Here is a 21,711-nt window from a genome sequence, read left to right on the forward strand (position 1 = left end):
TCCGCCGCGGTTCCCGAGGGGAGCAAGCGCCACGGGGCCGGCCCGCCGGGGGGCGGGCCGCCCCCGTCGGGCCGCCCCCACGGGCGCGGCAGGCCGGTCGGCCCACCCCGGCGGCCGTCACTCCAGGATCTTGGTGCCGTCGTCCGGGAGCTTGCCTCCGTTGGCGTCGAAGAACTGCCACGACTTGGCGTGCTTGCCGTCCGGCCGGGCCAGCGCGAGCCGGCGGATCGGGGAGTCCCCCACGGTGACGGGCGTCGGCTCGGTCGTCGTCCCGTCCGTCCACGTCACCACCACCTTGGCGACGTTCGGCCCGAGGGCCAGCACCGCGACGTCGAACGGGGCCACGGTGTCGTCCTTGCCCCGGTGGCCGAGCAGGCCGCCACCGAACGTGGTCTGCCCGTCGGAGCCCGGCGGGAGCCGGTCCGGCGCCGGGGCGGCGGCCTCGCTGTCGTGGCCCAGGCGCACGCCGTCCACCGTGAAGTAGACGTTCACGATGTCCTCGTCGGGCTGCCAGTACCGCTGGACGTACTCCGCCGTCGGCTCGGCGAGCTCCGGGTCGACGGCGCTCCGCTCCTGCCAGACCGCCCGGGCCTGCTCGAACGCCCGCTCCTTCGGCGCGAGCGGCCAGAGCGCCGCCCAGACCTTCCACTCCTTCCCGTCGACGGTGCCCCGGGCGAGCACCGTCCGGACCGGGGTGAAGGGGTCACGCACCGCCGGTGACGCCGCGGCGGACGCACTCGCACCGGACGTCGCACCGGACGCTGGACCGCTACCGGGACCGGCCGCGGCGACCACCTGGACGGAGCCGTCGCCCCCGGGCAGCGCGCGGAGCCCAGCCGTCACCCCGCCGGCCAGTACCACCGCCGAGGCCAGCGCGACCGCGCCGACCAGCGTTCGGCGCCGGCGGCGCAACCGCCGGCCGCCCGCCATGATCTCCGGCACCGGCACCGGCCCGACCCGTGCTCCGGCCGCCGCCTCCGCCAGACCGAGCCCGACCCACACGGAGGCGTCCTCGTCCACCGCGCCCGTGCCGACCGCCCCGCCGTCCCCGCCGTCCCCGCCCGCGTTCATACCGCACCTCCGATGCGTGTCATGCCCTTGAGTTCCATCAGCACCGCGGTCTCCCGCAGCCTCGCTATCCCCTTGGCCGCATGGCTGCGCACGGCTCCCGCCGAACAGCCCATCGCCACCGCGGCCTGGCTGTCGCTCAGGTCCTCCCAGTGACGCAGCACCACCGCCTCGCGCTGACGCGGCGGCAGGGTGGCCAGCGCGGCCATCAGGGCCGCGCGCTGGTCGGACCGCGCGAAGCCGTCCTCCGCACCGGGTGTGTCCGGCACGGCGTCGACCAGCAGCTCCGGCGGACGCCGCCGGCTGCGGCGGGCGTGCTGGTTGACCAGGATCCGCCGCACGTAGGCGTACGGTTCGTCGGCCCGCCGCACCTTCGTCCAGGCCGCGCAGGCCTTCTCCGCCGCGGACTGCACCAAGTCCTCCGCCGCGTACTGCTCGCCGGACAGCAGGTAGGCCGTCCGCATCAGCCGTGGCCAGGCCCCGACGATGAAGGCCTGGAACTCGCCGTCCCGATCGCTCTTCGGTTCTCCCATGAGCACCTCCTCACCCTCCAAGAGCCCAGGCGTGGCCCGAACCGCTTACTCCGTCCCCGATCCGGCCGGTGACGGGGGGCGGCCGCCCCGGAGCGGGGCCGTCGCGGGCAGGCGCGTACCGGCGCGGGGCGGACCCGGATCGCGGGCGGGAGCAGGGGCGGGCGGGGTGTCGAGCGGCCGGCTACGGACGGACCTCCCACTCGACACACGTCCGGCCGGAGGGGTGCTCGAAGGCCACGGGCCAGTGGTGCCGGAACGGAGTGCCCGTCGCGAGGGCGGCCGTCACGGCGTCCACGAACTCGGTCAGGCTCGCCCCCCAGTGGGTGCCGTCCAGATCGCCGGAGCCGATGCCCATCTCGTACACGTGCCCGTACGTGGGCCCGGGGCGGTGGTCGACGAACGCGACCCCTCCGTCGTTCGGGAGGGCGAAGGGCACGCACTGGTGGAGATGACCGGCGAGCTCGTCCTCCTCCCAGAGCTCGGCCTCGGCGTTCTCCTCGCCGACCTCGACGAGGATCTCGTGCATCGACGCGATCTCCGCGGTCGCGGCGAGCCGGTGACCGAGCGGCAGGATGCCGCCCGCCGGGAAGACGCCCGACTCGGGCCCGCCGTACTCCGGCTCGGCAACGCCGTTCCGCCGCTCCAGCAGCGCCCTGAGCTCGGGGTGGAGGGCGAGGCCGAGCTGCTGCTCCAGCTCGGCGATCTCGGCGGCGCCGGCCGGTGGCCGGAGCGCGGCGTGGTCCGTGGGTGAATGAACGGCGAGCCACGCCTCCAGCTTGCTCCACGCCTGATCGAACGTCACAAGATCGACGGATGTCATGCGCCGACGATAGACGGCCCCGACCGACAGACCGGGATGCCGGCAGCCGGCGGCTCCGGCACCGGGGAGCGGGGGCCGCGGCCGTGACGATGTCCGGGCTCCGTCACCGGTTCGGCCGAGGTCGGGGACAGGAGTGTCCCGCAGGGGCGGGCCGGACAAGAATCGAACGGTCGGAGCACCGGGGAGAGGGGACGGCATGGCACGGGGGCCTTCCACACACTGGACCGCATTCCACCGGCGGTGCGCCGTGGTCTGCGTGGTGGCCTGCGGGGTCGCGGCGGTCGCGGTCACGCCGGTGGTCTGGGCGGCGTCGCAGGACGCACCGGGCGACCACCGCTGGTGGCTGCTGGCCGCCGGGGCCGCCCTGCTGGCGGCCGTCGGGGCCTCGCTGCCGCTGTTCCGGGAGGTGTCCTCGGCCGGCTACCTCGCCTCCTGCGTGGTCGTCGCGGTGCTCCTGACGCTGGCGCTGGGCACCGTGTTCGCGACGGCCCAGACCGTCCACGACGTCCGGCTGCGGCTGGACGAACCCCGGAGCGTGCCGGCCACCCTGACGGCCTGCCGGGTGACGGGCCGGGCGCTGGACGACGAGAACAAGGGCCACGACATCTACGGCTGCACGTACCGATGGACGGCGGACGACCGTACGTTCAGCGAGGAACGGCCGACCGACAAGCTCTTCGCCGACGGACACAGGACCACGGTGCTGCTGGACGGCGGGCGGATGATCACGGGCCGGCCGAGCCTGCTGGCGATCCCGTTCTGGATCGTGCTCGCCCTGGTGGGGCTCCTCGGCACCGTCCGGATCACGGCGGTCGTGTACGGGAGGGGGCGGGAGGAGGGCCTGTTGCGATGACCGGAGGGGAGGCACGACGCGGCGGGACGCCGCGGGGCCGTCCGGACCGCCGCTACTCCTCCCGCTGCCGCTTCGCCTGCCGCCACACCCAGGGCAGGGCCAGCGCCGCCACGATCGCGAGCAGGCCGGCCAGGCCGATCGCCCGGCCGGTGCCGACCGCCTGGACGTCCCGGAAGGCGGCGGTGATCGCGTCCGCGGTGGCCTGGTCGACCGAGGCCAGGATCTGGTTGGCGAGCTTGGAGTCCGTGACGGCGTTCCCCAGTTGCTGCGCGTCGGCCTCGGAGAGTCCGGCCGCGCGCGCCCGGCTGACCGCCTGGTTGGTCTCCACCGCCTGCTGGACGGCCACCGTCGCGGCGACGCCGAAGGCACCGCCCAGCATGCTGGTGACCTTGAACATCCCCGAGGCCGTCCCGGCCAGCTCCTCCGGCGGCCCGGCCACCGCCGTGTCGGAGAGCGGCACCGACATCAGCCCGAGGCCCGCGCCCAGCACCAGCAGCCCGACGGCCAGCACCACGTAGTGGTACGACTCGCCGAGCACCGCCGCCACCAGGGTGCCGGCCCCCAGCAGGTACAGGCCGAGCACCACCGGCAACCGGGGGCCGACCCGGGCCGCCACCCGCCCGCCGTACGGGTTGAACAGCAGGATCGTCACCGTGGAGGGCAGCAGCAGCAGCCCGGCGGCCACCGGGCCGTAGCCGCGGACCTCCTGGAGGTAGAGCGTGAGCAGGAAGCTGACCCCGGCGAAGACGATGTTCATCACGGAGTTGGCCACCAGAGCCCCGCAGAACGGCCGGGAGGCGAACAGCCGCAGGTCGAGCAGCGGCTCCCGGACCCTCCGCTCCACCAGGACGAAGAGCCCGGCCAGGACGAGCGAGCCGACCAGCAGGCCGATGATCACCGGGTCGTCGAAGCCGTCCTCCTGCCCCGCCGTGCAGCCGTAGAGCAGGCAGAACGCGGCGGCGGCGCTGATGACCAGACCCAGCAGGTCGATCCGCCGGGTGGCGTTCGGGTCGGTCGACTCGACCGCCGCCCGGTGCACCAGCCACAGGCCGACCACCGCCACCGGCGCGTTGATCCAGAAGATCGAACGCCAGCCGAGCAGCCCCGTCAGCACCCCGCCCACCGCGGGCCCGGCGGCCTGGCCCACCCACGCGACCGCCATCCAGGCCCCGAACGCCCGTGCCTGCTCGCTCAGGGGGAACATCGGCGGGATGAGCGCCAGCGTGGCGGGCAGGATCAGCGCGGCGCCGACGCCCATCACCGCCCGGCCCACGATCATGCCGGTCACCCCGGGGGTGAACGCCGCCAGCAGCGACACGGCGCCCATCACCACCAGGCCGATCTCCAGCAGGCGCCGACGGCCGAACACGTCGCCCAGCTTCCCCGCCGCGAGCACCAGGGCGCCGGTGGAGAGGCTGAAGGCGTTGTTCGCCCACTGCAACGCGGGCAGCGAGACCGACAGTTCGTCGGAGATGGTCGGAACGGCGACCCCGAAGTCCGCGAACGACAGCCAGACCATGCCGGCCGCGACGCACATGCCGGTCATGGCGGTCCACCGCTGCGGGGAGTACTGATCGGTCGGCGCCCCGGACGATCGGGCCATGTGCGGGCTCCCTCCCCACGCCCGGCCCCGTGCCGGACGGACCAACCCACTATCCGGGCCCGCCCCGCCACGACCGCCGCACCACACGCCGCACGTCCCCCGCACGGCCGTACGAGCGGAGGGTGGCCGGACGCACACCCGGCGCCGGGGCGCGGGATCAGCCGGCCGCGGCCCCCGGGCCGAAGGCCCGATCGGCCGTGGCCGTCACCAGCAGCGGGAACTCCTCCGGCGCGACGGGCGACGAAGCGGGGACGTCCGGGCCGACGGAGGCCGCGGGGAGGAAGGCGACCCGGCACCGGCGGCAGAGCCACGCCGCCTGCCAGACCTGCCGGCGCCGCTGCCACAGCTCCCGCTGCGCCGGCAGCTGCCGCTCGGCCGTCAGACGCCGGCGGCGCCGGGCGAGGAACTGCGCCGCTCCCGCGGCGGCCAGCAGCAGCACGGCGAGGAGGAACGGGCCGAGGCTGTAGCCGGCCCGGTAGGCCGTGTCCGCAGGGTCACCGTCGTCGCCGGAGGACAGCGCGCGGACGCCGAGCAGGACGAAGAGCCCGGCCACCCGGTGCGGGTCAGCGCTTCAGCAGCCAGTGCAGGCCGGTGGTCCAGCCGAGCAGGCGGCGGGCCGTTCCGCCGTCGGCGGTGCCGTCGGGGCCGAACTCCCCTCCGGAGGCGACCAGTCGCAGGCCCGCCAGGGCCGGGGCGAGCCGGGCCGGGTGGTCCCCCGCGAGCTCGCGGAGCACGGCCCGCTGGGCCCGGGGCGGGCAGAGCGAGAGGTGGAACAGCAGCTGGCGCCAGGCGAAGGCGGCGTTCTTCACGACCGGCAGCGGCCGGGGCAGGCGCTCGGCCAGCACGGTCAGCCGGCAGACGGTGGCGAAGGAGCGCCGTGCGAGCGTGCCCCAGTCGTCGGCCGGGGTGATGCCGACCGGCCCGACCAGGGTGGCCAGGTTGTGGCTGGTGAGGATCTGGGCCTGTTCGATCACCGTGCCGTTGCCCGCCACCGACCAGGACGAACCGGTGCGGGCCGCCCGCTCGGCGCACAGGCCGGAGAAGCCCCGCGAGGAGGCCGAACGCCGCCGGCCCCGCCGCTCGGTGTCGCCCAGGGCCCGGACGGCGGCGTAGTCGATGCCGAAGTAGCGCTCGTAGAGCGTCCCTTCGAGCACGTCCGCGGCGATCCCGGCCGCCGCCAGGTACTTCGGGGTGAAACCGCCCATGAAGATGTCGGCGGCCAGCTCCTCCACGAACGGCAGCTCCGCGCCGGAGCGGCGCGCGAGCCCGGCCAGCTCGCTCACCAGCGGGTTGGGCAGGATCGTGCCGGGGAAGGTGCCCACCGCCAGCTCACCGAGCCGGCGCAGCGCCCCGAGCCCGCCCTGCCGGGTGCCCGGGTCGGTGCTGCGGTACGGCCGGACGGCCTGCACCCACGGCAGCTCCTCGGCGCGCACCTGGTGGGCGTAGTCGAGCAGCAGCAGGGACCGCCGGCCGGCGAACGCCCGGTGGCCGGCCGCCGCCAGGGTCCGCAGCGCGAGGTCCGGGTGGGCGTCGGCCTCGGCCACCGCGGCGAGTTGCGGGGCGAGGTCGGCCAGCACCTCGGCGGAGGGCACCAGGCCGCGCTCGATGAGCGTCTCGACCGGGGCGCTGGTGGCGGCGAGCACGGGCTTGTGCAGCACCGGCGGGAGGGCGGTGCCGGCGGGTATCCCGGCGGCCTCGGCCGCGCCGACCGGGACGAGCACCGCCGCCGGGTCGGCCAGTCCGCCGTCCTGCGGGAGCGCGGCGAGGCGTCCCAGCAGCACCTGGGCCAGCGCGTGGTGGGAGGGCAGCGCGGCCTGGCGCGCCTGCGCCCGGCGCAGTGCGGCGTGCTGCGGGGAGCCGGGCAGGCCGCGGCGGCGGACCATCGACTCGACGGCCTGCCGCAGCAGGCCGAGCAGCCTCCTGTCCGGCTGCTCGCCGGCGACGGTGACCTCCAGGGCGGCGCGCAGCACGCCGAGGTTCTCCCGCGGGCTGCGGTGCTTGCCGCAGAGCGGATGGCCGGCGGCCAGCAGGCGGTAGCGGAGCAGCAGGTCGGCGCCGCGGCGGTGCCACTCCTCGCCCGGCGGGGCGTCGAGCACCCGGCCGGTGCCGGTGGTCTCCAGCCAGTGGGCGAGCAGCTCGTCGGAGAACGGCAGCCAGACCGTCAGGGCTTCGCGCTGCGTCTCGACGGCCCGGTTCGGCCGGCGCCCGGTGAGGGCGGTGACGGCGTCACCGACGGTGCGGCGGTGGACGGCGTCCGCGTCCACCGGTGCGTCGTCGCCGGGCGGCGGGGTGAAGCGCAGCCGGTCGGCGAACGGCGCCAGGACGCCGACCAGGTCGAGGGCGGCCGCCTGCTCGCCCGCGCGCACCAGCCAGGCCACCGTGAGCAGCGCGGCCTCCTCCGGCACCGTCACCCGGTAGCGCCCGGTGTCCAGCAGCTCCCAGAGACCGGTCAGCCCGGTCTCGGTGAGCGAGTGGGCGAACAGCGCGGCCCGGCCCGCCGGGATCCCCGCCTGCCGGCAGGCGTCCGTCTCGTAGCCTTCGAGCGGTCCTTCGGCGCAGGCCCGGCCGGTGGCGAAGCCGCCGCGCAGGACCTCGGGCGTCACCCAGGCCGGCAGGCCCGCCACCGGGGTGCGCGAGCCGATGGCCAGGCGGCCGTCACGCATCCCGGCCAGGACGTCGCGCCAGCGCCCGGCCCGCTCGCCGGCGCGGGTGCGCGTCGCGGCGTCCGGGTGGGAGAGCGCGGTGGCGAAGGCGCGGGCCAGTTGGGCGTGGGCGTGGTCGGTGGAGACGGTCGTCGTCGGGTGCTGCTGCTCAGCGTTCTTGTCCATGGCCGGCACGGCGGGTCCTGCCCCCGCCCCCTCCGGGGCCCGAGCCCGGTGCTCTGTCTCGCTGAGCTACATGCCGCTGGTCGCCGACCCTACGCGGCGGCCGGGAGCCGGGCCAAGGCAATTTCCCGGCGGTCCGCGGCGGACCGGCCCGCCGTCACCGGCGGCTCCTCACGGGCGGCGGCTCCTCACGGGCGGCGGCTCCTCACGGGCGGCCCGCGAGTGCGTCGTCGGCGGCGTCGAGGATCCTGCCGAAGGTGTGGGCGATGACGGGTGCGGCGATGCGGCGGGTGACGGCCGCGCCGAACGGGAGGCGGACCTGGAAGGTGGTCGTCCAGCAAACCTCGGTGCCGCCGGGCACTTCGGTGAACGTCATCCGGCCGAGTTCGTGCCGGGCCGGCGGGAAGCTGCGTTCGACGGTGTAGTCGAAGCCGTACGGCGGGCAGTAGGCGGTGACGCGCTCGCGGAACCAGCCGATCGCCCAGGTGTGCAGCCGCACCGCGCCCACCCCGTACGGCGCCTGCGCGCCCGGCCGGGCCAGCCGGGCCCGCAGGATGAGCGCGGAGCGGGTGTAGTTGGTGGTCGTGGCGCACCAGTCGAACACGTCGGCGATCGGTGCCGCGACGACCCGTCGAACGGTCAAGGTCTCCATCATCGTCCCTCTCCTGGCCGGCAGTGGCGCGGAGCGGTGTCCGCGTCCAAGGGGGACGGCGCAGCATCCGGGAATGTGACGGAGCTTCAGGTGACGTGCTTCACAGCACAGTCGTCGCATTCGGGCGGCGGCGGCGGTGCGGGCCTCGGGTGCGGGGCTCGGATACGGGGCTCCGCCGGGCGGGGGGACGACGAACGGGCCGACCCACCGGTGGTGCGGTGGGTCGGCCCGGGTCGGACGGGTGCGTGCGGGGTCAGCGGCGGGCCGTCCGGGCCTGCCGGCGGCGGCGCACGGCTGCCGCTGCGCCGCCCAGGGCGACGCCGATCACCGGTGCGAGGAGCAGGGTGCACCAGGTGCGGGTGGTGGCGTCGCCGGTGAGGCGGTCGGCGAGCAGGAAGGCGAGGAGGAAGGACGGGGCGAGCCACGCCCCCTTCGTCGCGGCGAGGCGCAGCGGGCTGCCGCGGCGCGGTGCCGGTTCCTCCGGCTCGGTCATATGAACCTCCTGACGACGCCGATCACCTTGTCGATGATCCGCTGGGAGACCCCGCGGTCGAAGACGAAGCCCGCGAGGCATCCTGCCACGGCCCAGACGATGCGCTGCTTCCAGTTGCCGCTGCCGAAGAGGACGCCGGCGCAGGCTCCGCCGGCGCAGTTGCCGATGTGCAGGGCCCACGGTGCCAGGAAGGGGATCCAGGCGGCCACGGCCGCGGTGACGGCCAGTTGGACGCCGCGGGCCACTGCGGCCTTGGCCGCCGCCTTCAGCCAGCCGGGGATGCGGCCGCTGAGGTCGGTGCAGTTGACCGGGTCGGCGTTGCAGTAGTCGTAGGCGTTGGCGCTGGCCCCGGCCACCGGGTCCGTGGAGAGGAAGCGGCCGGCGGCCGGGTTGTAGAGGCGAACCCCCATCAGGGTGAGGGCGCTCGGGGTCTCGTCCGAGCGCTGCTTGTCGCCGAGCCAGGCGTAGCGGGTGCTGCTCTGGCCGGCCCGGGGCTGGCCGTACTCGTCGTAGTCGAGGACGGTCGGCGCGACGGCCGTGTCGAGCGGCAGCTGCAGGGTGATGTCGCCGTGCAGGTTGGCGAGTTGCAGGACGGCACCGCCGGTCTTCGTGGTGGTGGCGGCGAGGCTGCCGGCGGGGCCGGTGACGTTGCGGGTGATGGTGCCCGCGGTGTCCTCGGTGGTCCAGCGGGGGCTGTCGGTGTCGGATCCGTAGTGGTTGGTCCGGCTCCCGGTCTGCGTCCAGGTGCCGGCGTTGTCGGTCTCGGTGGTCCAGCCGCGCAGGCGCTGGACCGAGTCGAGGGTCCAGCTCTGCCGCGCCGCGCCGGTGGTCTGCTGCTGCACCATGTCGGTGGTGTAGTAGGCGACGGTGCTGCCGGGCAGGGCGGTGGTGCGGCCGAACGCGTCGTAGGTGTGGCCGGGGTTCACCAGGCGGTCGGCGCTGTCGTAGCTGCTGGTCCGGGCGGTGCCGCCGCCGGTGGCGCAGGCCTGGCCGCGGGCGGCGCCGGCGGTGGCCAGTGCGGTGCGGTCGGAGTGGTTGTCGAAGGTGTAGGTGCGGGTGGTGCAGACCGCGTCGGTCGAGGTGTCCTGGACCTGGACGAGCCGGCCCGCCCGGTCGTAGCTGTAGGTCTGGGCGGCGGTGATGCCCGGGGTCCCGGTGTGGGTGGCCCGCTGGCCGTGGACGGTCTCGGAGATGCCGTCGGAGACCAGCACGACGCCGTCGCTGTCGCGGGTGTAGGTGCGGCCGGTGGTGGTGCCGGCGGGGTCCTTGACGTCGGTCAGGGTGTAGCCGCCGGGCAGGCCCTGGGTGAGCGGCGAGCCGTCGGCGTCGTAGCGGGCGGTGAAGGTACCGGCGACGGAGTCCGTCACCGAGGTCGCCGGGCCGCGCGGGTCGACGGCGGTGTCGTAGGTGTACGTGGTGGTGGACGGGGAGGTGTCGGTGACCTTGGTGGGCCGGTTGAGCGCGTCGTACTCGGTGGTGGTGACGGCGCCGTCGGCGTCGGTGTAGGAGACCAGGCGGCCGAGCTCGTCGTAGCCCTTGCTGATCGTGCCGCCGGTGGCGGAGGTCTGCTGGGTGACGGCGCCGGTGCCCGGGTGGTAGGTGGTGGTGGCGGCCGGGGCCGGGGCGCCGAGGCCGCCGGTGACGGTGACGGTGGTGGGGCGGCCCGCGGCGTCGGTGGCGGTCGTGGTGGTGCGGGTGACGCCGTTGGCCGTCTCGGTGGTCCGGGCGGCCTCGCCGAAGCGGCCGTACTCGGTGGTCCTGGTCGGCAGTTGGGCCGGGTTGGAGCCGCCGCCGGTGATGGCGCCGGCGGGGCCGCTCTGGCAGACGAGGTCGGCCCATTCGGGGCGGTTGGCGCAGGTGCCGGTACCGCCCGCGGTGTAGTAGGACGTCCAGGTGGCCGCCGCGTCGGTGCCGGTGGACCCCGGCAGTCGGGTCGAGACGACCCGGCCCTGGCCGTCGTAGCCGGTGGTGGTGGTCAGGGCGAGGCCGCCGCTGTCCTTGATCTGCGCGGTGGGCACGCCGATCGCCCAGTCGAAGGCGGTGCGGTCCTGCCGGGTGTCCACCAGCTGGTCGGGCCAGGCGCGGAGCCGGGCGCCGGTGGTGGTGAGGGTGATCTGGTTCTTGATCTTGGCGGTGCCGTCGGTCGGCCGGCCCTCGTCGTACGTCTTCACGGTGTGCTGACGGGCGGGCAGCTGACTGCCGGCCCTGGCCAGGACGGTGGCGCCGGCGGTCGCGTCGGCGGCGAGCGTCACCCGGTGCAGCGGGTCGTAGACGTCGGTCTCCTGCTGGCCGTCCGCGCTGTAGACGCTGCTGCTCGACAGGAGCCGGGCGCGGTCGGCGGAGGGCAGGGTGTCGATGCCGAGGTCGGCGAGCTGGGCCCGGGCCGGGTCGGTGCTGCCGAGGGCGAGTTCGCGGTTGGCCGCGGTGAGGCTGCGGACCTGGTGGCCGCGGTTGTCGTACTCCGTGGTGGTGAGGTGGTGGCCCGGGGTGGCCTGGTTGACCTGGCGGCCCGAGGCGTTGAGGTAGCCGACGGTGGCGCGGGTGTAGTCGCCGGCGGTGAGGTCGGCGGCGTTGTTCGAGGCGGGGATCCGGTCCGGCGGGAAGACCGCGGTGGCGTCGGTCGGCAGGTCGGTCTGGCCCCAGGCCGCGGCCGCCGGCGGCGAGAGGTCCTCGGGCGCCTTCGCCCCGGAGAGCGGGACGCCGTAGACGACGGTGCTGGTGGCGGTGCCGTTGACCGTGCCGGTGGTGCCGGGGGCGAGAGTGTCGTGCCAGACCTTGGTCAGCATGCCCGGCCCGGCGGCCGGGTTGGAGCCGACGGTGCCGTACGCCAGCGAGGTGGCACGGGTGCCGCTCAGCTGGACGGAGGAGAGCAGGCCGTCGTCGGCGCCCTGGGTGTAGTAGGTGTACTGGTTCTGGCTGCTCCGGCCGAGCCGCGGGTCCCAGGTCTGCCGCAGCCGCCCGGCGGAGTCGTAGCGGTAGGCGGCGACGTCGGTGGCCGTGGCCGCGGCGGCCCCGGGAGCGGTGCTCCACAGCCGGACGGCGCTGACCTGCCCGGTGACGTCACCGAACTCGGCGTCGGTGTCGACACCGGTGGCGGTGGTGGCGGTGGCGTAGACGAACTGCAGGACGCGGCAGCCCTTGGCGGCCGGGTCGGCGGCGCACGCCGCCGGGGTGGCCGCGGAGGTGGGCGCGATGATCAGCTTCGGCCGGGCCAGCGTCCGGCCGCCGACGATGGTCGTCTCCGGCACGACGCTGGTGGTGGTGTTGGCGAGGCCGCCCAGCAGGGTGGAGGTGACGGTCCAGGTGGCGGCGGCCGGGTCGGCCTTGGCGAAGGTGGTGACGGTGCCTTCCGTCCCGGAGAGGGTGAAGTCACCGCCGAAGGCGCCGCTCAGGGTGAGGCCCTCGCTGCCCGGCTCGGGCACCCAGCCGTTGCCGGCCGCGTTGGAGGTGAACGCGACGGTGGAGCCGTCCGCCGCCAGCACGCCGAGCGAGGTGGCGGACGTCCGGCGGATCTCCGTGTACTCCGCGGCGGAGAGGCTCGACGACACGCTCGACACCCAGTTGGGGCCGAAGATCGCGGCCTGGCCCTCCTGGCCGGCGGCGGCCCTCGGGTCGCGGGAGGAGTGCGTGCGGCCGACCGTCATGCCGAACAGCGACACGTCGGTGGCGGGGACCTTGAGGTCGCCCGTGAGCAGGTTCAGCGCGCCCGGTCCGATGTTCTCCGTTGCCGCGCCGTCGGCCTTGCGGTCGACGACGACCTTGACCGGCTCGGAGGAGACGGCGGCCGCACCGGGCCCGGTGAAGTCCGCGCGGAGCTGGACGGTGCCGTCCGGGTTCACGGTGGAGGTGGCGTTCCAGGTCAGCGCCGGGCTCCGGCCCGCGGTGAGGGCGACCGGCCAGGCCGTCAGGGCGGCGCTGCCGTCGGTCACGTCACCCGCGGGGAGCGGCGTCCAGGCGTCGGCGTCGGAGCGCCGCCAGGAGTAGGCCACCTGGGTGTACCGGGCCGCGTCCGCCTCGGCGAGGAGCGGGACGCGGGCCGCCGTCCGGGTGCCGTCGTTCGGCGAGGTCACGCCGCCCGCGCCCACCTGGAAGGTGTAGGACCGGGCCTCCGAGCGGTTCTCCGCCCGGTCGACCGCCCGTACCTGGAGGGTGTTGGTGCCGCCCTTGGCCGGGGTCGCGGTGATGGTCACCGGCGCCGTGGACCCGTTCGTCGCGACCCTCGTCCAGGCCGTGCCGTCGAGCGTCCACTCCAGGGCGTTCTGGTCACCGGCGGGCGGGGTGGCGGTGAAGGAGCCGGCCTGACCGGGGCCCTTCACCCACTGGCCCGCCGGGTAGTCGGTGGAGGAGACCGCAGCGGGCGCGGAGGGGGCGGAGGTGTCGACCGTGAACGTGGACCAGGCCGACCAGCCCGTGTTGTAGTGCAGCCCGTCGTACGGGGAGGTGCGGAACTTGTACGTCCTGCCGTTGGCCAGCACCCCGGCCGGGACCTTGACGGAGGCCGGCCGGCCGCTCGGCACGAACGGGGAGACCAGGACGTTGCCGACCTGGGTGTCGGTGGCGGCGTCGAAGATCTGGAAGGTGCCGTCGACCTTGTCGTTGTTCGGGTCGACGAAGGTGTCCCGCAGGGTGGGGGTGGTCGAGTCGACCCACCAGGTGCCGGCGGCGTCCTTGGAGAACGGGGAGCCGGCCTGCTGGTCGGTACCGGTGCGCGGACGGTAGTTGTACGTCACCGTCAGCTTCGGCACGTTGGTGGCCGCGTTGGCGGAGTTCACCTCCTTCCAGTACTTGGTGTTGGTCTCGTCCGGGGCGCGCAGGCCCATCCCGGAGGTGCTGTTCTTCGCCGAAGTCCACGTCTGCACCAGGGTGGTGACGTCGGCGTTGATCCAGCCGTCGCCGCCGCAGGCGTCGCGGCCCCTGGTCTCGGTGCCGGTGGCCTTCTTGGAGTTCCAGGAGGGCTGGGCCGTCCACCGCGAGGAGGTCGAGGCGAGACCGGTGTCCCAGATGTCCCACGCGTAGGGCTGGCAGTCGCTGTTGCCGGAGTGGAAGTTGTACAGCGACAGGTTGGCACTGGTGATCAGCGCGTCGGCGATCGGGGCGGTGTTCCAGTTGATGAACGACCGGGCCTGCCGGGAGGAGCCGTCCGCGTTCTTGGTACCGGAGTTGCCCCAGTAGATCTCGGTGTCGGCGGACCAGTCGACCGTCTCACCCTGCTGCACGCGGGTGTCGAACACGTTGCCCAGGGCGGTGGTGGACGGGTCGACGGTGACCGGGTACTGCGTCTTCGGGTCCGCGAGGAAGGCGGCGTCCGGGGTGAAGACGAGGTCGACGCCGTCACCGTGCTGGACGACCTTCAGCCCGACCTTCGCCTGCCGTGCGTGCTCGCCGGAGCCGGGGACGGTGGTCGCGTCCCACATCACCGGCGCGGGCAGCACCGCCTTCTTCTCACCGGACTTCCGGTCGGTGAACAGCACGCTGCCGTCCGGCTGGGCCTCGGCGTTCAGCCCCTCGGCCTTCAACGGCATCGTGTACGAGAAGCCCGCGGCGGCCGGCCGCTGCTTGAGCACCGTGTACTGCTCGAAGCCGGTCCGGGTGGCCTCCACCACGAGGTCGGCCGCACCGTCCGCGATGGCGTCCCGGTAGGTGGCCCTCGTCCCGTCCAGCACGGGCTTGGGCAGACCGCCCTTCCACTGGAGCGCGACCTGCTGGTCGCCCTCCCCGAGGGTCACCAGCGTGCGCGCCTCCTCCGGGGCCGCCTGCGCCTGGACGAGCGATTTGGCCCGGGTGCCGCCGGCGCCGGCGAGCCGCAGACCGTGCGGGTGGGCCTTCGGCGTCACCGAGCCGTCCGCGGCCTGCTGCAGGCCGAGGTCGACGTCCACCCACTGGCCGTCGCGCCGGTAGCGGACCGGGCCCGCGAACAGCTCCGAGGTGAGCGAACCGTCCTTGTTCACCCACGTCGTCGACGTCTCGGTGCGCTCGGAGAGCGCCTCCACCCGCTGCCCCGAGAGGCGGGCCGCGATTCGCGCCGCGGGCACGTCGGCGGCGGACGTGGCCCACTGCTTCGCCCCCTTGCCCGCCCCCTTGCCCGCCGCCGGACCGCCCGCCGGCGCGGCGAACGCCGCCTCGGACCCCGCCAGCAGGGACACCGCCACCGCGAGCGCCACGGACCCGCTCAACACGCGCATTCCCGCGGGCGAATTCCGCCTGCGCCGCACAGGTATGTACCTGTTCATTACCACTCCTTGACTTACCGTCGGGCGACGGCGACGTCCGGAGCATAGGAGTGATCCAAAATGTCATAGATGCATCAAATGAAGGCAAAGGATCATCAAAACCTGACAGTTCTTCCGCTTCCCCCTATCGTTGTTCCGCCAAGGTTCACGCAGTCGTGATCATGGCCTGACCTGCCGGTTCCGGCCGGTGCAGAGCCTCCCCCGCCGCCGGGCCGCCGCCGTACCCGCCGCCATGGCCGCGGCACGACCGGCGCGCGGCCGGCGGCGGGTACGGGCCGCGGCGGGGGTTACCGGGTGGTGTGGGCGCCGCCGTTGACGTGGATGGTCTGGCCGGTGATGTGGCGGGCACCCGGGGAGGCGAGGAAATGGGCCGTCTGCGCGATGTCGTCCGGTGTGCCCGGGCGCTTGTTCTGGGTCTCCTCGACGAGGGCGGCGCGGCGTTCGTCGGTCAGCCCGCCGCGGAAGAAGTTGGTGCCGGCGACGAAGCCCGCGGAGATGAGGTTGCAGGTGACACCGCGCGGGGCGAGCTCGGCGGAGAGCGAGGCGTTCCAGGAGCCGAGCGCGGCCTTGGCCGCTCCGTAGGAACCGCCGCGGCGTTCGGCGCCGATCGAGCCGATGCCGATGACCGAGCTGCCCGGGGTCAGCCGGTCCTGCACGGCGGCGGTGGTGAGGACGGCGCCGAGCAGGTTCTGGGCGAGGCTCGACAGCCACTGCGCGAGCAGCGTCTCCAGCGGTGACCCCCCGCCGGAGGCCGGCTCGGGCAGGCCTCCCGCCGCATTGACGAGGACGTCGAGCCGGCCCCGGCCGCCGGGCGCCGCGAACGCGTCGAGGCGGGTGCCGAGCGCCGCGACCTGCGCGGGGTCGGTGGCGTCGCAGACGAGGCCGTGCACCCCGAGCTCCTTGGCCGTCCGATCGACGGTGCCGGCGTGCCGCCCGGTGACGAGGACCGTCGCCCCGTCGGCGGCGAACCGCTCGGCGACGGCGCGGCCGAGGCCGCTGGTTCCTCCGGTCACGAGCACAATTCGGGTCATGGGACGCCTCCTGCTCCGGCTATATTTAGACCTAAACATAGCCGAGTCCGCAAGGAGATCGCCCCGTGGTGGACACTGTTGACGGAACGCCGGTTCCTGTGCCGCCCTACCCCGCCGCCGAGATCACCGCGGCCTGGCAGCGCGAGCGCCCGGGCACACCCACCGGGTCGATCGAGATCGTCACGCCCGTCTGGTGGCTGGCGAAGCTCTTCACCGGGGACCGCAACCGGGCCCTGCGCGCCGCGGGGATCGACTCGGCCACTCTCGACCTGCTCTCCGTCGTCCGCCGCTCCGGCCCGCCCTACACCCTCAGCACACGTGACATCGCACAGCGCACGCTGGTGACGGCGGGCGCGATCTCGCAGCGCGTCGCCCGGGCCGAACGGGACGGCCTCGTCCGACGCAGCGCGGGGGCGACGGGTCGCCGGACCGTCCTGGTGTCACTGACCGCCGCGGGCCACGCGCTCGTCGAGCAGTCCGTCGACGTCGTGCTCGGCCGCGAGGCCGATCTCGTCAGCGGGCTCACGGCGGACGAACGCGCGCATCTGATCGCGCTGTTGGACAAACTGATGACGGACGTACGGCGGCGTACGACCGATACGGAGGGCTGAACGGCGGTCCGGGGGCCCGCCCGGGGCCGGCGCTCCGGCCGGGAACACGCCCGGACGCGGGCGGTCCGCCGTCGGCACCGTCGGGGCGTCAGGGCCGCGCCTCGCGGTCCGCCCCGGCGTCCAGGAGGACTGCGAGACAGGCCGCGTGCTGGGCGGAGTGGGCGCTGCCGTCCTCGGCGGAGCGCCGGTACCACGCCAGTGCCTCGGCGAGTCGCCCTGCCTCCCGAGCAGGTCCGCCGTCTCCCGCACGGCGCGCCGGCGCAGCCGGTCCAGGGCGTCCTCCGGACCGCCGACGTCCCGGAGCATCCGGGCGGCCTCCCGGCAGGCGTCGCGTTCGTGGCGGTCGGCGGCCCGGGTGTACCGGGCGAGGGCCGTGTCGAACTCGCCGGCCTCCCGGTGCAGCGCGGCGACGTGCAGCAGGGACGCGTGGTCGCCGGCGCCGGCGGCCTTCAGGTACCAGCTGGGGGCGTCGACGGGGTGGCCGCCCAACCGGAGCAGGCCGGCAGCCAGGCGCATGGCCACGGGCGGGGATTGCAGCCCCTGCACCGGCACCTGCGTCCGGTCTTGAGCACCGCGGCCGGCGGGTTGCCCCTGTCCGGCCTTCCGGTGCAACAACCCCGCAAGCCCCTCCCCCGCAGCACCGCAGGCCGGCGGCGGTGGGCCGGGCCGGACGGCGGCCGTGGCGCACGCGGCTGTCCGGCCGGGCGACGGCGCAACTGGTCGTTCGCCACCGTGCGCCCGGCAGATTGGTGCGCACCGTCCCGGTCGCAACCGATTCGACACCCAGGGACCGCGGCCGTGCCCCGATGCAGCGGGGCCGGCCACCCGCCGGGGCCCCGGCCTCGGCTCCTTCGGGGGCGCCCGCGGGCGCCCCCGAAGCTTCCGGCTCTTCCGGCCTTCCGGCCTTCCGGCTCCGCGGACAGCCCGCCGCCGGGTGTTCGGCCGCGTGACGGTGCCGATTTACGGGATCGCCTGCGGAGCATCCGGTGGTCGGTCAGAATCGACGGCGTGTCGGACTTCATTGAGTTCAGCTTCGACGACGGATCGTCAGTTCTGCTCAGAACGTTCCCCGTTCACGCCGAGCAGAAGGCGGAGAACGAGGGGGACGCGGGCGGGAGCGCGCTCGGTGGCGACCGGCTGCCGCCCGGCCTGGGCGGGGCGCAGCCGGTGGGCGGCCGGCGGGAGCGGGCCGCCGCGCGCGTCTCCGCGCTCACGCACAACGCGCTGCGACTGGCACTGCGGCCGCTGGTGCCGCTGCTCCAGGAGGTCCACCACACGGTCGCGTCCGTGCCCGACCGCCCCGACGAGGTCACGGTCGACTTCGGCGTGCAGTTCGGCTCCGACCTCAAGCTGGGCATCGTCGGCGCCGGCGGGCAGTCGAGCCTGACCGTCTCGGCGACCTGGAAGCTCACCCGCCCCGGTCCCGCCGCCGTGTCGACGTCGATCGCCGCCGAGGCCGTGTCCGAGGCCGTGTCCGAACCAGCCCCCCGGGCCGCGTCCGGCGCACCGGAAGGCGCGGCCGGCGCGGCGGCCGGACCGGCGGCAGGGGCCGGGGCCGCGCCCGGGGTCGGGGCCGGCGGCTGAGTTGCCGGGCTGGTTCGACGGTGGCGCGGCCGACGCGGAGCTGGCCCTGCGGGCCGCGTACGTCTCCGTGCTCACGGCGACCGGCCGCAGCGCCGTGGGCGGTGGGGTCTTCCTGCACGACCGCTACCTGCTCACCTGCGCGCACGTCGTGAACGCCGCACTCGACCGGGCCATGTTCAGCGTCCGCGATCCCGGCGCGGTGCGGCTCGCCGTCGCGTTCACCTCCGGCGTGCCCCGGCCGGTCCTGCTGCCGGCCCGGCTCACCGCCTGGATCCCGCCCCGGCGGCGCGACGGCAACCCCGCGCTCCAGGACGACGCCGCCTGGTACGGGGACTTGGCGGTGCTCGAACTCGCCGCCGACCCGCCGGAGTCCGTCCACCCGCAGCGCTGGCGGGAGATGGCCCGCGACCAGCGGGTCCGGGCCTGGTACGGCGCGGGGCACGCGGTGTCCGCCGCCGACACCACCGTCCGGGTCTGCGAACCCGAACTCGCCTACCTGGACGCCTCCCCCACCGGCCCCGGCATCATCGCCGGCTACAGCGGGAGCCCGCTGTGGTCCCACGCCGACCAGGCCGTGGTCGGGCTCGCCGTCGGCCGGCTCTTCTCCGACGGCACCGCCGCGCCCGGGTACGACGACCGCACCTTCGCCTTCTCCTGGCAGACCATCCGGGCCGAACTCGCCCGCGCGCTCGGCACCGAGCGGAGCACCCGGCTGCTGCCCCCGCCGCGCACCGCCCCGGCGCGGCGACCGATCGCCGGCCTGCCCCAGCTCTCCGACCTGGTCCGGGTGCTGCTGCCGACCGAGGACGAACGGGAGCACGCCGCCCTGCAGTTGGCGAGGCAGTTCGGGCTCGCCACCGGCCCGCGGGGGACGGCCCCCGACCCGGAGCAGCTGGCCGCGCTGCTGCTGCAGCGGCCGAGGACGCTGGCGGCGCTGGCCGAGCACCTGGTCAAGCAGCGGCCGGCGGACGCCCACCGGCTGCTCGACCTCGGAGGAGCGCTGGCCGCACCCGGGCTGCTGGCGCCGGACCGCCACCGGTGGCTCCTGGAGATGCTGGACGCCGCCCTCGCCGACGGAGGGCCGGCTCTTCCCTCCACCGAGGAGCTCGTCCGGGCCGCGCTGCCGGGCGTACTGGTGCCCGCCCACCTGCTGGGCGGCGGCCGGCCCCCCGAGGGCTTCACCTCCCGGCACGCCGCCCTGGTCTGCCATCTGGAGGGCTACCCGGCCGGCCCGCTGCACTCCCGGCCCCGGGCGCGCCGGGTGCCGCTGCTGCTGCGCTTCGTGGAGTACCTCGCCGCGGCACTCGCCGCCGGGCCCACCGTCGCCGGACCGGCCGCCGGGCCCGCCGCTGCCGGGCCTACCGCTGCCGGTCCTGGCGCGCCCGGGCAGGACCCGGGCGCGCCGGCCGCCCACGCCGAGCGCCTGCGGCTCTGGTGCGAGAGCACCTCCGCGTACCTCGGGGTGGACGACGCGGCGCTGCGCGAACGCCGCGTCGCCGCCGAGGAGTGGGCCGCCGCCCGCACCGGCCCGGCCGCCGCCGCGGCGTCCCGGGTCGCCGTCCGGCTGACCCGCTACCAGCACGGCGGGCGCGGCTCGGCGGGGCGGTTCCGCAGTGCGCTGTGGACCGACGTCGGGGACGGCGAACTGAGGCCGGCCGCAGCCGCGGACCAGCGCCCGCACACCCCGGAGGAGATCGCCCGGCAGATCCGGGAGGCCGTGGCCGGCTGGGACGACGACGGGACACCGCCGGACGGCCAGGACACCCAGCCCGTCGTCGAGTTCTTCCTCGACGACGACGAACTCAACCTGCCGGTCGAGGAGTGGGACAGCTCCTACCCCGACGAACTGGACGGCGAGGAGGGCCTGATGCCGCTCGGCGTGGCCACCGCCGTCGTCGTCCGGCCCGCCGCCGCCCTCAGCGCCCTGCGGGCCAGGGAACGCGGCCGGGCCCTGCACCGCCGCTGGCAGCGCCGCGGCTGGGTCAAACCGCTGCACCTGGACGAGCGGTACCACGAGACCAGGCACATCGTCAGCGCCGTCCAGTACCACCGCAACGTCGCGTGGATCGTGCTCCGGGGCGCCGATCCGGCCCGGCGGCCGGGCTTCGCCGCCAAATGCCTCGCCCTCGGCGTCCCCGTGGTGCTCTGGGACCGCGCCGCCCGCGACAGCGTCCCCGCCGAGCACTTCGACGCCCTCGACCTCGACGGACCCGCCGACGAACTGCCCGAGCGCGTCCGGCGCTACCGGGCCAACGCCTACGGCTACGCCGAGCAGTACCCGCTGCGCCCGGCGCTCGCCTGGGACGACCCGACCCGCCCGGCCCCGCCGCTGCTGCACCTGGCGGACCCGGACGAGGAGTTCGACGAGGCCTGGCAGAGCAGTACCGACAAGGACGGTGTGGAGTGAACGAAACCCGGGTCGAGACCACGGAGCCCGCCGACGGCTGGCAGCTGTTCCACGGCGACGGCACGCCCCGCGCGCCGGCCCTGCCGGCCGCACCGGGCTGGCGGCGGTTCGGCCGCCCGCCCGGCTCGGCGCCGCAGCGCCCGCAGCCCTACCTGATCGGCCCGGCCCACACCGCCGTGGTCAACGCGGCGCTGCACCTGCGGCGGCCGCTCCTGGTCACCGGCCACCCCGGGACCGGCAAGACCTCCCTCGCCCACGCGATCGCGCACGAGCTGACCCTGGGCCCCGTCCTCCAGTGGTCGGTGAACAGCCGCTCCAGCCTCCAGGACGCGCTCTACCGGTACGACGCGATCGGCCGGCTCCGGGAGACCAACCTCGCCCGCGAGTCCGGCGGCGGCGACCCGGACATCGGGAGCTTCGTCCGGCTCGGGCCGGTCGGCACCGCCCTGGTGCCCGCCGACCGCCCGCGGGTCCTCCTGGTCGACGAACTCGACAAGGGCGACGTCGACCTCCCCAACGACCTGCTGACGGTCTTCGAGGAGGGCGCGTTCGAGATCCCCGAGCTGGCACGGCTCCCCGAGGAGGAGGCCGAGGTCGAGGTGCGCACGGCCGACCCGGGCGGCCCGCGCACGCTCGTCAGACGCGGACAGCTGCGCTGCGTCGAGTTCCCCGTGGTCGTGATCACCAGCAACGGCGAACGGGACTTCCCGCCCGCCTTCCTCCGCCGCTGCCTGCGGCTCGACCTGCCGGACCCGGACGAGAGCCGCCTGCGCGAGATCGTCGAGGCCCACCTGGGCGCCGAGGCCCTCGTCGCCGCCGAGGACGTCCTGGAGGAGTTCCTCGGCCAGCGGGCCCACCGCGAACTGGCCACCGACCAGCTGCTCAACGCCGTCTTCCTGCGGCTGGGCGGCGTCGACCTGCGCGCCCACGACCTGATCGACGCCGTCCTGCACAGCCTCGGCGGTGCGTTCTGACCGGGTGGCCGGGGGCGGCCCCGGCGA

Annotated in this window: 15 protein-coding genes and 1 tRNA gene; 5 read left to right on the plus strand and 11 right to left on the minus strand. The window is 75.2% G+C overall.

The features are described 5' to 3' along the window. Positions 1-117 precede the first annotated feature (117 nt). The 3 genes from OH807_RS02155 to OH807_RS02165 form a co-directional block, all read right to left on the minus strand. Positions 118-1,071 (minus strand): hypothetical protein, encoded by a 954-nt coding sequence (locus OH807_RS02155; protein WP_406193112.1) that lies wholly within the window; start codon positions 1,069-1,071, stop codon positions 118-120. Beyond that, positions 1,068-1,601 carry a SigE family RNA polymerase sigma factor gene (locus OH807_RS02160; protein ID WP_406193115.1) on the minus strand — a complete coding sequence of 178 codons (534 nt, stop codon included), beginning with the start codon at positions 1,599-1,601 and terminating at the stop codon, positions 1,068-1,070. Before OH807_RS02160 ends, OH807_RS02155 begins: the two co-directional genes overlap by 4 nt. 181 nt (positions 1,602-1,782) lie before the next feature. Beyond that, on the minus strand, positions 1,783-2,421 hold the full coding sequence (locus OH807_RS02165; protein WP_406193118.1) for an SMI1/KNR4 family protein: 639 nt from the start codon (positions 2,419-2,421) through the stop codon (positions 1,783-1,785). Positions 2,422-2,617: 196 nt separating this feature from the next. Here OH807_RS02165 and OH807_RS02170 point away from each other — a divergent pair, with 196 nt between their 5' ends. Continuing rightward, positions 2,618-3,274, plus strand: coding sequence for a hypothetical protein (locus OH807_RS02170; protein WP_406193121.1), 657 nt, complete (start codon positions 2,618-2,620; stop codon positions 3,272-3,274). A gap of 52 nt (positions 3,275-3,326) precedes the next feature. Here the strand turns inward: OH807_RS02170 and OH807_RS02175 are convergent, their stop codons facing one another. The 8 genes from OH807_RS02175 to OH807_RS02210 form a co-directional block, all read right to left on the minus strand. After that, on the minus strand, positions 3,327-4,877 hold the full coding sequence (locus OH807_RS02175; RefSeq protein ID WP_406193124.1) for an MFS transporter: 1,551 nt from the start codon (positions 4,875-4,877) through the stop codon (positions 3,327-3,329). Positions 4,878-5,034: 157 nt separating this feature from the next. Then, positions 5,035-5,430, minus strand: a complete 396-nt coding sequence (locus OH807_RS02180) for a hypothetical protein (RefSeq protein WP_406193127.1) — start codon at positions 5,428-5,430, stop codon at positions 5,035-5,037. Positions 5,431-5,440: 10 nt separating this feature from the next. Then, positions 5,441-7,705, minus strand: coding sequence for a hypothetical protein (locus OH807_RS02185; protein WP_406193130.1), 2,265 nt, complete (start codon positions 7,703-7,705; stop codon positions 5,441-5,443). Further along, positions 7,705-7,781 (minus strand) — tRNA-Pro (locus OH807_RS02190). The genes OH807_RS02185 and OH807_RS02190 overlap by 1 nt, the downstream gene beginning before the upstream one ends. 126 nt (positions 7,782-7,907) lie before the next feature. Next, positions 7,908-8,354 carry an SRPBCC family protein gene (locus OH807_RS02195; RefSeq protein WP_406210636.1) on the minus strand — a complete coding sequence of 149 codons (447 nt, stop codon included), beginning with the start codon at positions 8,352-8,354 and terminating at the stop codon, positions 7,908-7,910. A 253-nt stretch (positions 8,355-8,607) separates the two neighbouring features. Beyond that, complete coding sequence (locus OH807_RS02200; protein ID WP_406193133.1) at positions 8,608-8,847, minus strand: hypothetical protein; 240 nt, start codon at positions 8,845-8,847, stop codon at positions 8,608-8,610. Then, positions 8,844-15,029, minus strand: coding sequence for a DNRLRE domain-containing protein (locus OH807_RS02205; protein ID WP_406193136.1), 6,186 nt, complete (start codon positions 15,027-15,029; stop codon positions 8,844-8,846). Before OH807_RS02205 ends, OH807_RS02200 begins: the two co-directional genes overlap by 4 nt. A gap of 335 nt (positions 15,030-15,364) precedes the next feature. Next, positions 15,365-16,108 carry an SDR family NAD(P)-dependent oxidoreductase gene (locus OH807_RS02210; RefSeq protein WP_406193139.1) on the minus strand — a complete coding sequence of 248 codons (744 nt, stop codon included), beginning with the start codon at positions 16,106-16,108 and terminating at the stop codon, positions 15,365-15,367. A 65-nt stretch (positions 16,109-16,173) separates the two neighbouring features. On the opposite strand from OH807_RS02210, the gene OH807_RS02215 reads away from it, so the two are divergent. From OH807_RS02215 to OH807_RS02230, 4 genes are all read left to right on the plus strand, one after another. Continuing rightward, the gene (locus OH807_RS02215; protein ID WP_406193142.1) at positions 16,174-16,719 is read left to right on the plus strand and encodes a MarR family winged helix-turn-helix transcriptional regulator; all 546 of its coding nucleotides are present in this window, start codon (positions 16,174-16,176) and stop codon (positions 16,717-16,719) included. Positions 16,720-17,727: 1,008 nt separating this feature from the next. Continuing rightward, on the plus strand, positions 17,728-18,303 hold the full coding sequence (locus OH807_RS02220) for a CU044_2847 family protein (protein ID WP_406193145.1): 576 nt from the start codon (positions 17,728-17,730) through the stop codon (positions 18,301-18,303). Position 18,304: 1 nt separating this feature from the next. Further along, positions 18,305-20,710: a trypsin-like peptidase domain-containing protein gene (locus OH807_RS02225; RefSeq protein ID WP_406193148.1), complete on the plus strand. Its 2,406-nt coding sequence runs from the start codon at positions 18,305-18,307 to the stop codon at positions 20,708-20,710. After that, complete coding sequence (locus OH807_RS02230) at positions 20,707-21,684, plus strand: AAA family ATPase (RefSeq protein WP_406193151.1); 978 nt, start codon at positions 20,707-20,709, stop codon at positions 21,682-21,684. Before OH807_RS02225 ends, OH807_RS02230 begins: the two co-directional genes overlap by 4 nt. Positions 21,685-21,711 lie beyond the last annotated feature (27 nt).

Source organism: Kitasatospora sp. NBC_01560, assembly GCF_045208415.1.
In the GTDB taxonomy this organism is placed as follows: domain Bacteria; phylum Actinomycetota; class Actinomycetes; order Streptomycetales; family Streptomycetaceae; genus Kitasatospora.